This window comes from Pseudomonas sp. 05T35, assembly GCF_056396605.1.
In genome coordinates this window covers 1-13,853 of record NZ_JBFTLU010000014.1, presented here as the reverse complement: position 1 = coordinate 13,853, position 13,853 = coordinate 1, and the positions used below count along the sequence as shown (strand labels likewise).

Below are 13,853 nucleotides of genomic sequence, written 5' to 3'. Positions count from 1 at the left end.
CTGAGGCAACTCCCACATTCGGGGGAGTGTGGTTAATGCAGGAGCTGCCGCAGGCTGCGAGCCTTTGGACGCGATTCAAAACCGCTGACTGTTTCCGGTTCAGCGGTTTTTTCATTTATTCAGGTAATAGAAAGCGATTCAGCTATTACTTGCAATTACTTCACAGTAAAGGACCAAGTATGAGTCACGTCTCCATGATAGAACTTAATCTTGATCTTATAATCTCCTACCGCAAAATGTAGTCCTATTGGCCCCCAATGCTTAGAGTTAGGCTCCGTAACGCTAAATCTAAGACCTTTATCATCAGATACTTCGACCTTGTGACCCGGTTCTGTCGTCCCCTTAAACATCACTAGTCCTGCTTTGGTTATTCCACCGTCAGGAATAGGCTCTCCGTTAGCGTCAGAAATCAAAAATGTATTTCCCAATATTTGCGCTGAAGTCATGGTGGTACTTCCTTTTGGATGTGCGGTTATGAATTTTTATAAAGCCTGATCCACCCACCGCCCACAACTGTCAGAACTTACAGGTAGCTACATAAATCAGACCAGCGGTAGGCCTGACTCTCTCCCAATATAAAAAACCGCTGACCGTTTCCGGTTCAGCGGTTTTTTTGTTTTACGCCGCATGAATGACCTGCTGCGCCGCTATTCCTTGACGTAAAACTGGTCCGACTCCGACGGGTTGTAATMATCCAGCGCCTTGTCCACCAACAACAAAGCACCATCGACCATCCGGCAAATCGCCAACGCCACGCTACGTCGCGAACCTTCGATCTCGAATGCCAGGTCGGCGGCCATCACCTTGACCGAGGCCAGATCTTCCGAGGCATTGGCCAACAGGCTTTCGAGGCCCACATCGGGTGAAACGCTGAACAAGCGGTCTGAGCGCAGATCGCTGAAGCGCAGTTTGGCGAGGGTGGGTTTCAGGTAATGATCGAGGGCGCGGTGGGCGGCGTCGTGGAGCTTTTTTGAATCGAGGGATTCGTAGGGGGAGACGTCGTCGTGTTCGGGAGGGTTGGAGTTGTCTTTGATCATTGTGGAGCTCCTGAGAAATATTGGAGCGACCGACATCCGTTGTAGATGCGGCGCCTGTAAGCGCCTAACGAATTTTGCGGGCTTGCAGTCCCGATCGCTGAATAGGCAGCGACGTTCAAAGGCTAGAGGCCGTGCTTCCGAGGGGCAACCCTAAAGACTTGTCGGAGATTTCTGTGTTTCCCGTGATGCTGTCGGCGAGTTCGACTCAACTCCTACGGGCATTACACAAGTGCCATTCCCAAGCGCAGCATCCAACCGCTCAGGTCGGCTGTCAGGCCGCCATCGCGGGCAAGCCTTGCTCCTACAGTCATTCCCCACACTCAGTGTCCATTCGCGAAGCGGAGCGCGGAGCGTCCCTGGCGGCATTCCTTTGCTGCGCGTGGGAACGAGATCTAAGCCGTACGCGCTCTTACCACTCAGGCCGGCTGTCAGGCCGCCGTGCTGTGGCTTTTGATCTTGATCCACCCGCCCCTTCGGGAGGCCGAGTGGAGGTGTTCATCAGGGGGTGGGCGCGCAGCGCCGTACGGCGCAGYCGGACACATCGAGAGGAGGTCGTCGCGCAGCAGACCGTAGGCGATGCCCCCTGATGGACACCGGARTGAGGGAACGCCGAGCCTAGGCGAGGTGCCGTACGCTTGGGGCGAGCGTTTTTTTGCTTACTTTTTTTAGGCGCTTGTAAAAAAAGTGAGTCGCCGTAAGGGCGAAACCGCCAGCCGCCGTTACCGCAGRAATGGATATGTACACCTGCAAGAGGTTGGTCGGCTGTCCGGCCGCCATCGCGAGCAGGCTCGCTCCCACAATGGATTGGTGTACATCTGCAGGAGATAGGCCGGCTGTCAGGCCGCCATCGCAGGCAAGCCAGCTCCCACAGGTTTGATTGGGGTACATCTGCGAGAGATTGGTCGGCTGTCAGGCCGCCTTTGCAGGCAAGCCAGCTGTCACACTTTTGATTGGTGTACATCTGCGGGAGATGGGTCGGCTATCAGGCCGTTATCGCGAGCAGGCTCGCTCCCACAGTGGAACGAGTGCATTCATGGAATCCCGGGCAATAAAAAACCCGCTGAAAACACTTCAGCGGGTTTCTCATTTCAACGGCGGGACGATCAGAAATCCTCCAACCGCCATACCTCGTAAGCCGGCGTCTCATAGGGATGACTCTGCTTCAGAGCCGCCACCACAGCACCCATCAACTCATCGCTGACCACCAGCTCAACCTTCCATTCCTCAACCTGCTCGACCAGCCCCGCCTGACCAATAAACGGCTGACTACCGTCCAAAGGCCGAAACTGACCCAACCCAAGCACCTGCCACGAACAGTGATCATAAGCACCGATCCGCCCACCACCGGCAGCGAACACAGCACTCTTGACCACTTCCACATGGCTCTGAGGAACAAAAAAACTGAGCTTGTACACAGCGCTTAGTTCACCCACACACGAGCGTTACGGAACATACGCATCCACGGCGCGTCTTCGTTCCACTCTTCCGAGCGCCACGAGTTCTGCACGGCACGGAACACCCGCTCCGGGTGCGGCATCATGATCGTCACGCGACCGTCACGGCTGGTCAAACCGGTGATCCCGCGCGGCGAGCCGTTCGGGTTAGCCGGGTAGCGCTCGGTAACCTTGCCGTGGTTGTCAACGAAACGCATCGCCACGCAACCCGACAGATCGGCTTGCAGCAACGCTTCTTCGCTGGCGAACTCGGCATGACCTTCACCGTGAGCGATGGCGATCGGCATACGCGAACCGGCCATGCCCTGCAGGAAGATCGAGTTCGATTCCTGAACCTGAACCATTGCCACACGGGCTTCGAACTGCTCGGAACGGTTACGCACGAAGTGCGGCCAGAACTCGCTGCCCGGGATCAGCTCGTGCAGGTTGGACATCATCTGGCAACCGTTGCACACACCGAGGGTGAAGCTGTCGGTACGTTCGAAGAAGCCCTGGAACGCGTCGCGAGCACGGCTGTTGAATAGCGCCGATTTCGCCCAGCCTTCACCGGCACCCAGTACGTCACCGTAGGAGAAGCCACCGCACGCCACCAGACCTTTGAACTCGTTCAGGTCGACACGGCCAGCAAGGATGTCGCTCATGTGCACGTCGATCGCGTTGAAACCGGCGCGGTCGAACGCTGCAGCCATTTCCACCTGACCGTTGACGCCCTGCTCACGCAGTACGGCAACCTGTGGGCGAATGCCTTTCTTGATGTAAGGCGCGGCAACGTCCTGATTCACGTCGTAGCTCAGCTTGACGCTCAGGCCCGGGTTGTCTTCTTCCAGCAGCACGTCGAACTCTTGTTCGGCGCAGTCGGCGTTGTCACGCAGACGCTGGATCTGGTAGCTGGTTTCAGCCCACTGACGTTGCAGCAGACGACGCTGACCTTCGAACACGGTGTCGCCGTTGAAAGTGATGCTGATTTCGCCGTTGTTCATCGGCTGGCCGATCACCGACACGCAGTCACCCAGACCTGCGGCGCTGAATTGAGCAAGGATGTCCGGTGTCGAGTCCTGACGAACCTGGATGACAGCACCCAGTTCTTCGTTGAACAGGATCGCGGCGATGTCGGCAGAAGTTTCTGCCAGACCGTCGAGGTTCAGGCTCAGGCCACAGTGGCCGGCAAAGGCCATTTCCACCACGCTGGTCAGCAGACCACCGTCGGAACGGTCGTGGTAAGCCAGCAGGTGACCGTCGGCATTGAGGCCCTGGATCACCGCGAAGAAGGCTTTCAGGTCTTCGGCGTCATCGACGTCCGGTGCCTGCTTGCCGAGCTTGCCGTGAACCTGAGCGAGGATCGAAGCGCCCATGCGGTTCTGGCCACGACCCAGGTCGATCAGGATCAGGTCGGTGGTGCCTTTGTCCATGCGCAGTTGCGGGGTCAGGGTCTGACGGATGTCAGTCACTGGCGCGAAACCGGTCACGATCAGGGACATTGGCGAAGTCACCGTCTTGTCGACGCCTTCGTCATTCCAGCGCGTGGCCATGGACATCGAGTCCTTGCCCACCGGAATGGTGATGCCCAGTTCCGGGCACAGTTCCATGCCGACCGCTTTCACGGTGTCGTACAGACGCGCGTCTTCGCCCGGGTGACCGGCAGCCGACATCCAGTTCGCCGACAGTTTGATGTCGGAGATCTTGCCGATGCGCGAGGCCGCGATGTTGGTCAGGGTTTCGCCGATGGCCATGCGACCCGACGCCGGAGCGTCCAGCAGGGCCAGCGGAGTGCGCTCGCCCATGGCCATGGCTTCACCGGTGTAGACGTCGAAGCTGGTGGCGGTGACGGCAACGTCAGCCACTGGAACCTGCCACGGGCCGACCATCTGATCACGGGCCACGAGGCCGGTGATGGTGCGGTCGCCGATGGTGATCAGGAAGCTTTTGCTGGCCACGGCCGGGTGATGCAGAACGCGTTCGACGCAATCGGCAATGGCCAGGGTCGACGGATCGAAATCGTCGCCCAGTTCGGTTTCACGAACAGCTGAACGGTGCATGCGCGGGGCTTTGCCCAGCAGCACTTCGAGTGGCATGTCGACCGGGCTGTTGCCGAAGTGGCTGTCGGTGACCGTCAGTTGCGGCTCGGCAGTCGCTTCGCCGACAACGGCGAACGGGCAACGCTCACGTTCGCAGATTGCCTTGAAGCGTTCGAAGTCGGCCGGGCCGACCGCCAGGACGTAGCGTTCCTGGGATTCGTTACTCCAGATTTCGTGCGGGGCCATGCCCGGCTCGTCGTTTGGAATGTTGCGCAGTTCGAAGCGGCCACCACGGTCGCCATCGTTCACCAGTTCCGGGAAGGCATTGGACAGACCGCCTGCACCCACGTCGTGGATGAAGCTGATCGGGTTCTTGTCGCCCAGTTGCCAGCAACGGTCGATGACTTCCTGGCAACGGCGTTCCATTTCCGGGTTTTCGCGTTGTACCGAAGCAAAGTCCAGGTCGGCCGAGCTGGTGCCGGTGGCCATGGAGGAAGCCGCGCCGCCGCCCAGACCGATCAGCATCGCCGGGCCGCCCAGCACGATCAGCTTGGAGCCCACGAGGATTTCGCCTTTCTTGACGTGTTCCTCACGGATGTTGCCCATGCCGCCGGCCAACATGATCGGCTTGTGGTAACCGCGCACTTCATCGCCACGCGGGGTGGTGATGGATTGTTCGAAGGTACGGAAATAACCGGTCAGCGCCGGACGGCCGAATTCGTTGTTGAATGCAGCGCCGCCCAATGGGCCTTCGATCATGATGTCCAGCGCGGTAACGATGCGCTCAGGCTTGCCGTACGGCACTTCCCACGGCTGTTCGAAGCCAGGGATTTGCAGGTTGGACACGGTGAAACCGGTCAGGCCAGCCTTTGGCTTGGCGCCGCGACCGGTAGCGCCTTCGTCGCGGATCTCGCCACCGGAGCCGGTGGAAGCACCCGGGAACGGGGCAATCGCGGTCGGGTGGTTGTGCGTCTCGACTTTCATCAGGATGTGCACCGGTTCCTGCACCGCGCCGTACTGGCGGGTCTCAGGGTCCGGGAAGAAACGGCCGGCGACAGAGCCGACGATCACCGAAGCGTTGTCCTTGTATGCCGACAGAACGCCTTCGCTGTGCATCACGTAGGTGTTCTTGATCATGCCGAACAGGCTTTTTTCCTGGCTCTCGCCGTCGATGTCCCAACTGGCGTTGAAGATCTTGTGACGGCAGTGCTCGGAGTTCGCCTGGGCGAACATCATCAGTTCGATGTCGTGCGGGTTGCGCTTCAAGCCAATAAAGGCGTTGACCAGGTAGTCGATCTCGTCTTCCGCCAGGGCCAGGCCCAGCTCGACGTTAGCGGTTTCCAGTGCAGCGCGACCGCCACCCAGAACGTCGATCGCCGTCAACGGCTTCGGTTCGGAGTGACTGAACAGGCCAGCCGCCTGTTCAAGGTTTTCCAGCACGATCTGGGTCATGCGGTCGTGCAGACCGTCGGCGATCAGCTGTGCTTGTGCGTCGGTGAATTCACCGGTCACGTAGAAAGCGATACCACGCTCCAGGCGCTGGATTTTCGCCAGGCCACAGTTGCGTGCGATATCACTGGCCTTGCTCGACCAGGGCGAGATGGTGCCGAAACGTGGCAACACCAGGAACAGACGGCCGGTCGGCTCTTGTACCGGAACACTAGGGCCGTAGTCCGAACGTCGGTCCGGGGCTCAAAGCCTATAACCCATGCCCATCAAGGTGCGCGCCAGGGGTTATTTTTGTTGTCACAGTCAGGCCCGAATGCCTGTTCTTGCGGGCTTGCGCCGGGTTGTGCACGCTCTAGCAGACAAGCCCTCTACTGTCGAGATATGGCGGTCGTGGTCCTTTGCGTATACTGCGCAGATGTTTTCCCCAACGGCTTTGCGTCCGCGATTCGCCAAATGGCTCATCGCAACCGGACTCTTCCTGATGCTCAGTGGCTGTGTTGATAAACCCAACACACTGGAGCGCGTAAAGGAGGATGGCGTGCTGCRTGTGGTTACCCGCAACAGCCCCGCTACCTACTTTCAGGATCGCAACGGTGAAACCGGCTTCGAATACGAGCTGGTGAAGCGCTTCGCCGACGATCTGGGGGTAACCCTCAAGATCGAAACCGCGGACAACCTCGACGACCTTTACGGTCAGCTAGGCAAACCTGGCGGCCCGGTGCTGGCTGCTGCCGGTCTGGTCAGCAGCGAGAAACGCAAACAGCAAGTGCGGTTTTCCCACTCGTATCTGGAAGTCACCCCACAGATCATCTACCGCAACGGTCAGTCCCGGCCGACCTCGGCAGCCGATCTGGTCGGCAAGAAGATCATCGTGCTCAAGGGCAGCACCCACGCCGACCAACTGGCCGCGCTGAAAAAGAAATACCCCGGCATTGAATACGAAGAATCCGACGCGGTTGAGGTCGTTGACCTGCTGCGCATGGTCGATGAAGGCCAGATCGACCTGACATTGGTCGACTCCAACGAAGTCGCGATGAACCAGGTGTACTTCACTAACGCGCGGGTCGCCTTCGACCTGGGCGACGCCAGCAATCAGAGCTGGGCAGTGGCCGCCGGTGATGACAACAGCCTGCTCAACGAGATCAACGACTTCCTCGACAAGGCCGAGAAGAATGGCACCCTGCAACGGCTGAAAGACCGCTATTACGGGCACGTCGATGTACTTGGCTACATGGGCGCCTACACCTTCGCCCAGCACTTGCAGCAACGACTGCCCAAGTACGAGAAGCACTTCAAGGCCTCGGCCAAGGAAGAGAAAGTCGACTGGCGGCTGCTCGCCGCAATCGGTTATCAGGAATCGCTGTGGCAACCGGCGGTCACCTCGAAAACCGGCGTTCGCGGCTTGATGATGCTGACCCAGAACACCGCGCAGGCCATGGGCGTGTCCAATCGCCTGGACGCCAAGCAAAGCATCATGGGCGGCGCGAAGTACCTGGCTTACATGAAGGATCAACTCGACGACTCGATCCAGGAGCCGGATCGCACATGGTTTGCGCTGGCAGCCYACAACGTCGGCAGCGGTCACCTGGATGACGCACGCAAACTTGCGGCCAAGGAAGGGCTGAATCCGGACAAGTGGCTGGACGTGAAAAAGATCCTGCCGCGCCTGTCGCAGAAACAGTGGTACAGCAAAACCCGCTATGGCTACGCCCGCGGCGGTGAGCCGGTGCATTTTGTGGCGAACATCCGGCGCTACTACGACATCCTGACGTGGGTCACGCAGCCGCAGCTTGAGGGCGAGCAGGTTGTGCAAGGTAACCTGCATGTGCCGGGCATCGACAAGACCAAGCCGCCTGAAGAAAACCCACCGCTTTAATCAGGACAACCCCCAATCAAATGTGGGAGCGAGCCTGCTCGCGATAGCAGTCCTTCAGCCAACATCTTCGTTGAATGGTAAGACGCCATCGCGAGCAGGCTCGCTCCCACATGGGTTTTGGGTTTGGTGCTTAGGCTTTTGCAGCGGCCAGGATCAGCGCTTTCATTTCCGAAACGGCCGACTTGAACCCGACGAACAGTGCATGCGCCACCAGCGCGTGGCCGATGTTCAGTTCGTTGATGCCCTTGATCGCCGCAACCGCTTCAACGTTGTGGTAGTGCAGACCGTGGCCGGCGTTGACGATCAGGCCTTGCGTCAGGCCAAACGCCACACCATCCGCCACGCGCTTCAGTTCTTCAGCCACCGCAGTCGGCGTCTCGGCGTCCGCATAACGGCCGGTGTGCAATTCGATGGCCGGTGCGCCAACGCGCTTCGAGGCTGCGATCTGGCGCTCGTCGGCGTCGATGAACAGTGACACTTCGCAGCCGATTTTCGCCAGGCGATCCACCGCTGCCTTGATCCGCGCTTCCTGCCCCGCCACATCCAGACCGCCTTCGGTGGTCAGTTCCTGACGGGTTTCCGGGACCAGGCAAATGTGCGCCGGACGAATGCGCTCGGCGAACGCCATCATTTCCTCGGTGACGCCCATCTCGAAGTTCATGCGGGTTTGCAGCACGTCCTTGAGCAACAGCACGTCACGCTCTTGAATGTGCCGGCGGTCTTCACGCAAGTGCACAGTGATGCCGTCAGCGCCCGCCTCTTCCGCGTCCAGCGCTGCTTTCACGGGATCAGGGTAACGCGTACCCCGGGCCTGACGCAGGGTGGCAACGTGGTCGATGTTCACGCCAAGAAGAATGCGATTGCTGGTGGTCACGGAAGCGCTCCAGAAGAAGAGAAAGTTCGGTGCACAGCATACACGTCAGGCTTACGGCTTTCGAAACAACTCGCGACTGACCAATGGGCGACCGCCCAAGTGAACGGCCAACGCCTGGCGCATCAAGCGCTTGGCGGYCGACAAGGCACCCGGGGCGCTCCAGTCGGCGTCGGCCATCGCCAGCAGTTCGGTGCCGTTGAACAGACCGGGCTGCAACAGGTAAACCCGCTCCAGACCTGCATCGACCTGCAAGCGATACAGGCCGTCGGGCGCGATAGGTTCGCCATGGATATCCGCGTTCAGCGCAAAGCCGTAGCCCAGGTCATCCAGCAACCGCCATTCGAACGAACGCAGCAAGGGCTCCAACGGACGCCCTTCGGCCAGCGCCAACAAGGTCGCGGCGTAATGATCGAATACCGCAGGGTGAGGATCTTCGGACGGCAGCAGGCGGATCAGCAGTTCGTTGAGGTAGAGACCGCTGAACAGCGCTTCACCGTTGAGCCAGGTGGAAACGCCCGCGCTTTCCATGCGTCCGACGTTTTTCAACTCGCCCCGCCCCCGAAACTCGACTTCCAGCGGCACGAATGGCCGCGCCAGCGTTCCGGCCTTGCCTCGCGCACTGCGCAACACCGCCCGCAGCCGACCTTGCGGCGTGAGGAAATCCACCAACGCGCTGCTTTCGCGGTAGGCGCGGCTATGGAGCACGTAGGCGGGTTGGCCGGTTGGAGCGGTGGTCGACATGGAAATCGCAGCTCTCTATGGGTAAGCGCAGTTTTACTGACAGCCCTAAACCACTGTGGGAGCGAGTCTGCTCGCGATGAGGGCCTGATATTCAACATAGATGTTGACTGACAGACCGCTATCGCGAGCAGGCTCGCTCCCACAGTGGAATTTACGCATCCAGGATCAAGCGATTACAGGTCGCCGTAACCCAGCGAACGCAGGGCGCGTTCGTCGTCGGACCAGCCGCCTTTCACTTTGACCCAAAGGTTGAGCATGATCTTGGAGTCGAACAGCAGCTCCATGTCCTTGCGCGCTTCGGTGCCGATGCGTTTGATCCGCTCACCCTTGTCGCCAATGATGATTTTCTTCTGACCGTCACGTTCGACGAGGATCAATGCATGGATGTGCAGGGTTTTCCCCTGCTGCTTGAACTCTTCGATTTCCACGGTGATCTGGTACGGCAGCTCGGCGCCCATCTGGCGCATGATTTTCTCGCGTACCAGTTCGGCGGCGAGGAAACGGCTGCTGCGGTCGGTAATCTGGTCTTCCGGGAAGAAGTGATCGTTTTCCGGCAGGTGATCGGCGATCACCCGCTCCAGCGCGTCGAGATTGTGCCCATGCTGCGCTGAAATCGGAATGATCTGCGCATTCGGCAGCTGTTCCTGCAACCAGCTCAGGTGCGGCATCAGTTCGGCTTTGTCTTCGATGCGGTCGGTCTTGTTCAGCGCCACGATCAACGGACCGGTCACGTACTGAACGCGCTCGAGCACCATCTGGTCTTCTTCGGTCCACTTGGTGCGATCAACCACGAAGATCACCACGTCGACGTCTTTCAACGCGGCCGAGGCGGTCTTGTTCATGTAGCGATTGAGGGCTTTCTCGCCACCTTTGTGCATGCCRGGGGTGTCGACGTAGATCGCCTGCACATCGCCTTCGGTCTTGATACCGAGCATGTTGTGACGAGTGGTTTGCGGTTTGCGCGAGGTGATCGCCAGCTTCTGACCCAGAATATGGTTCAGCAGCGTGGATTTGCCCACGTTCGGACGGCCGACGATGGCGACATAGCCACAGCGAGTTGCAGTTGAATCAGTCATGGCCATTCTCCACGCCCAGGGCAATCAGTGCTGCGGCGGCCGCTACCTGTTCGGCAATACGACGACTCACACCCTGACCTCGGCTTTTTTCGTTCAGTAAGGTGATTTCGCATTCGACGAAGAACGTCCGGCAATGCGGCTCACCCTGGATATCCACCACTTCGTAACGCGGCAGTTCACAGGCACGCGACTGCAAGAACTCTTGCAGGCGGGTCTTTGGATCCTTGTTGGTGTCGACCAGCGTCAGGCTGTCGAACTCGGACGTCAGCCAGGCCAGCACGCGTTCGCGCGCCATGTCCATGCCGGCATCCAGGTAGATCGCACCGATCAGCGCTTCGAGGGCATCGGCCAGGATCGATTCACGGCGGAAACCGCCGCTCTTCAACTCACCGGACCCCAGGCGCAGGTACTCGCCCAGGTCGAAGCCACGCGCTAACACTGCCAGCGTCTCACCCTTGACCAGGCGTGCGCGCAAACGCGACAGCTGGCCTTCGCGAGCCAGCGGAAAGCGGTCGAACAGCGCTTCACCGGCGACGAAGTTGAGAATGGCATCACCGAGAAATTCCAGGCGTTCGTTGTTGCGCCCGGCAAAGCTGCGATGCGTCAGGGCCAGGACCATCAGTTCCTGGTCCTTGAAGGTATAACCGAGCTGACGCTCGAGACGGCTTAAAGAGACGCTCACGGTTTACCCACGCTGAGTTCGTGGTCGACGCCCATCACAGCAACGCTGTTAGGCTCTTGGACAATTAACGCTGTGTTCAAAAATTACATCCTGAATATCGTTGGCTTCATGCATCTGCGGTGACCTTCTGCAGGCTCCAGAAATGCATTCGGCGCTGTGTTCAACAGCGCCGTGGGTGATTACTTGATCAGGCCAACCCGCGAGAAATTCGGCAGGTGACTGAGTTTGGGTTCCGGCCAGCTCATCCAGACCGCGAAGGCCTTGCCGACGATATTCTTGTCGGGAACCATGCCCAGCAGATCCTTGGGAATAGTTGGATCATCCCAGTAGCGACTGTCGTTGGAGTTGTCGCGGTTGTCGCCCATCATGAAGTAGTGCCCGGCAGGCACGGTCCATTGATGGTCCGGGGTTGCGCGGTAGCGGCTCATTTCCTTGCGGATCAGGTGCTCGACGGCGCCGAGTTTTTCCTTGTAGAGCTCGGCACTGCCCAACGTACCCGGCTCGGAGCCTACCAGCAGCTCGGCGATCGACTCACCGTTGACGAACAGGCGCTTGTCGGCGGTGTAACGAATCTGATCACCCGGCAAGCCCACTACACGCTTGATGTAGTTGACGTTCGGGTCGCTTGGGTAGCGGAACACCATCACATCGCCGCGCTGAGGATCACCGACCTGGATGACTTTCGTATCGAGCACCGGCAAGCGGATCCCGTAGGAAAACTTGTTCACCAGAATGAAGTCGCCAACGTCCAGGGTCGGCTTCATCGAACCAGACGGAATCTGGAACGGCTCCACCAGGAACGAACGCAAGACCAGCACGATGAACAGCACCGGAAAGAACGATTTGCCGTATTCGACCAGCATCGGTTCTTTGTTCAGTTTCTCGACCACCATCATGTCCGGCTCGCCGACGCTGCCCTGATAAGAGCTAATGGCAGCACGCCGACGCGGCGCCAGAAAGATCAGATCGAGCAACGCCAACAGACCGCAGACGAAAACGGCGATGACCAGCAACAGCGGGAAATTTAGTGACATAGGACCTAACTATCCAACCTGAGCACAGCGAGGAAGGCTTCTTGTGGAATTTCCACGTTGCCGACCTGCTTCATGCGTTTTTTACCGGCCTTCTGCTTTTCCAACAGCTTGCGCTTACGGCTAACGTCACCACCGTAGCATTTGGCCAATACGTTCTTTCTGAGTGCCTTGACGGTTGTCCGCGCCACAATCTGCCCGCCAATGGCGGCCTGGATTGCCACGTCGAACATCTGCCGCGGAATCAGTTCTTTCATCTTCTCGGTCAACGCACGACCTTTGTAGTGCGCGTTGTCACGGTGCACGATCAACGCCAGGGCGTCGACTTTTTCACCGTTGATCAATACATCCAGCTTCACCAGATTAGCTGATTGATAACGATCGAAATGGTAATCCAGCGAAGCATAGCCGCGACTGGTGGATTTCAGACGATCGAAGAAGTCCAGGACCACTTCGTTCATCGGCAAATCGTAGGTCACCTGGACCTGGCTACCGAGGAACAGCATATCGTGTTGAATGCCACGCTTCTCGATGCACAGGGTAATGACGTTGCCCAGGTGCTCCTGCGGCACAAGAATATTTGCCCGAACGATTGGCTCGCGCATGTCTTCAATAGACGACAGGTCCGGTAGCTTGGACGGGTTGTCGACGTAAATCGTTTCACCGGTTTTCAGCAACAGCTCGAAAATAACCGTCGGCGCGGTGGTGATCAGGTCCAGGTCGTACTCGCGCTCCAGGCGCTCCTGGATGATCTCCATGTGCAGCATGCCGAGGAACCCGCAACGGAAGCCGAAGCCCAGGGCATCGGAGCTTTCCGGGGTGTATTGCAGCGACGAATCGTTCAGGGTGAGCTTTTGCAGCGCTTCGCGGAAGTCTTCGAAGTCGTCAGAGCTGACCGGGAACAGACCGGCATACACCTGCGGCTGGATGCGTTTGAAACCTGGCAGCACGTCAACGTCCGGCGTCGAACTCAAGGTCAGGGTGTCACCTACCGGCGCGCCATGAATGTCCTTGATGCCGGCGATGATGAAACCCACTTCACCCGCTTTCAGATCAACGGTGGCAGTGTGCTTCGGATTGAACACACCGACGCTGTCGACCAGGTGGATCTTGCCGGTGGACTTCACCAGAATCTTGTCGCCCTTTTTCACGCGGCCGTGGCGCACGCGAACCAGGGAAACAACGCCCAGGTAGTTGTCGAACCAGGAGTCGATGATCAACGCTTGCAGCGGATCTTCGATGTTGCCGGTCGGCGCAGGAATGGTGTGTACCAGGCGCTCGAGCACTTCATCGACGCCCAGGCCGGTCTTGGCACTGCACTCGACCGCATCGGTGGCATCGATGCCGATGATTTTTTCGATTTCTTCTTTGACGCGGTCCGGATCGGCCTGTGGCAGGTCGATCTTGTTCAGGACCGGCATCACTTCCAGGCCCTGCTCGATCGCCGTGTAGCAGTTGGCAACCGACTGAGCCTCGACTCCCTGACCGGCATCGACCACCAACAAGGCACCTTCACAGGCCGCCAGCGACCGGCTGACTTCGTAGGTGAAGTCAACGTGGCCAGGGGTGTCAATGAAGTTCAGTTGGTACTTGATACCATCACGGGCGATGTAATACC

At 58.9% G+C, this 13,853-nt stretch carries 10 protein-coding genes and 1 pseudogene; 1 reads left to right on the top strand and 10 read right to left on the bottom strand.

What is annotated here, in order from left to right:
- Nucleotides 1–155: 155 nt before the first annotated feature.
- From AC1DH9_RS01865 to purL, 4 genes and pseudogenes are all read right to left on the bottom strand, one after another.
- Nucleotides 156–446 (bottom strand): hypothetical protein, encoded by a 291-nt coding sequence (locus tag AC1DH9_RS01865; RefSeq protein WP_427545925.1) that lies wholly within the window; start codon nucleotides 444–446, stop codon nucleotides 156–158.
- A gap of 201 nt (nucleotides 447–647) precedes the next feature.
- The gene (locus AC1DH9_RS01860) at nucleotides 648–1,037 is read right to left on the bottom strand and encodes a DUF6124 family protein (RefSeq protein WP_477807716.1); all 390 of its coding nucleotides are present in this window, start codon (nucleotides 1,035–1,037) and stop codon (nucleotides 648–650) included.
- Nucleotides 1,038–2,140: 1,103 nt separating this feature from the next.
- Entirely contained in the window at nucleotides 2,141–2,452 is a 312-nt protein-coding gene (locus AC1DH9_RS01855; protein ID WP_427545924.1) for a YqfO family protein, read from the bottom strand.
- A gap of 5 nt (nucleotides 2,453–2,457) precedes the next feature.
- Nucleotides 2,458–6,177: pseudogene (purL, locus tag AC1DH9_RS01850) on the bottom strand (phosphoribosylformylglycinamidine synthase); the annotation flags it as partial.
- Between the two features lie 193 nt (nucleotides 6,178–6,370).
- Here purL and mltF point away from each other — a divergent pair.
- Complete coding sequence (mltF, locus tag AC1DH9_RS01845; protein WP_477807715.1) at nucleotides 6,371–7,831, top strand: membrane-bound lytic murein transglycosylase MltF; 1,461 nt, start codon at nucleotides 6,371–6,373, stop codon at nucleotides 7,829–7,831.
- A gap of 130 nt (nucleotides 7,832–7,961) precedes the next feature.
- Here mltF and pdxJ read toward each other — a convergent pair whose 3' ends face one another.
- From pdxJ to lepA, 6 genes are all read right to left on the bottom strand, one after another.
- Entirely contained in the window at nucleotides 7,962–8,705 is a 744-nt protein-coding gene (gene pdxJ, locus AC1DH9_RS01840) for a pyridoxine 5'-phosphate synthase (protein ID WP_427534426.1), read from the bottom strand.
- 51 nt (nucleotides 8,706–8,756) lie between these two features.
- The gene (gene recO / locus AC1DH9_RS01835) at nucleotides 8,757–9,446 is read right to left on the bottom strand and encodes a DNA repair protein RecO (protein ID WP_477807714.1); all 690 of its coding nucleotides are present in this window, start codon (nucleotides 9,444–9,446) and stop codon (nucleotides 8,757–8,759) included.
- Between the two features lie 173 nt (nucleotides 9,447–9,619).
- The gene (gene era, locus AC1DH9_RS01830) at nucleotides 9,620–10,522 is read right to left on the bottom strand and encodes a GTPase Era (protein WP_427545916.1); all 903 of its coding nucleotides are present in this window, start codon (nucleotides 10,520–10,522) and stop codon (nucleotides 9,620–9,622) included.
- Nucleotides 10,515–11,204: a ribonuclease III gene (gene rnc, locus AC1DH9_RS01825; protein WP_019691997.1), complete on the bottom strand. Its 690-nt coding sequence runs from the start codon at nucleotides 11,202–11,204 to the stop codon at nucleotides 10,515–10,517. The genes era and rnc overlap by 8 nt, the downstream gene beginning before the upstream one ends.
- A gap of 179 nt (nucleotides 11,205–11,383) precedes the next feature.
- Nucleotides 11,384–12,238: a signal peptidase I gene (gene lepB, locus AC1DH9_RS01820; protein ID WP_427545914.1), complete on the bottom strand. Its 855-nt coding sequence runs from the start codon at nucleotides 12,236–12,238 to the stop codon at nucleotides 11,384–11,386.
- Between the two features lie 5 nt (nucleotides 12,239–12,243).
- Nucleotides 12,244–13,853 (bottom strand): translation elongation factor 4 (gene lepA, locus AC1DH9_RS01815; protein WP_477807713.1); only part of this gene is annotated, 1,610 nt, incomplete at its 5' end.

Bases quoted from the DNA above. Each gene is read 5' to 3' on its own strand.
- AC1DH9_RS01865 (WP_427545925.1), bottom strand. From the start codon at position 446: ATGACTTCAGCGCAAATATTGGGAAATACATTTTTGATTTCTGACGCT.
- lepB (WP_427545914.1), bottom strand. From the start codon at position 12,238: ATGTCACTAAATTTCCCGCTGTTGCTGGTCATCGCCGTTTTCGTCTGC.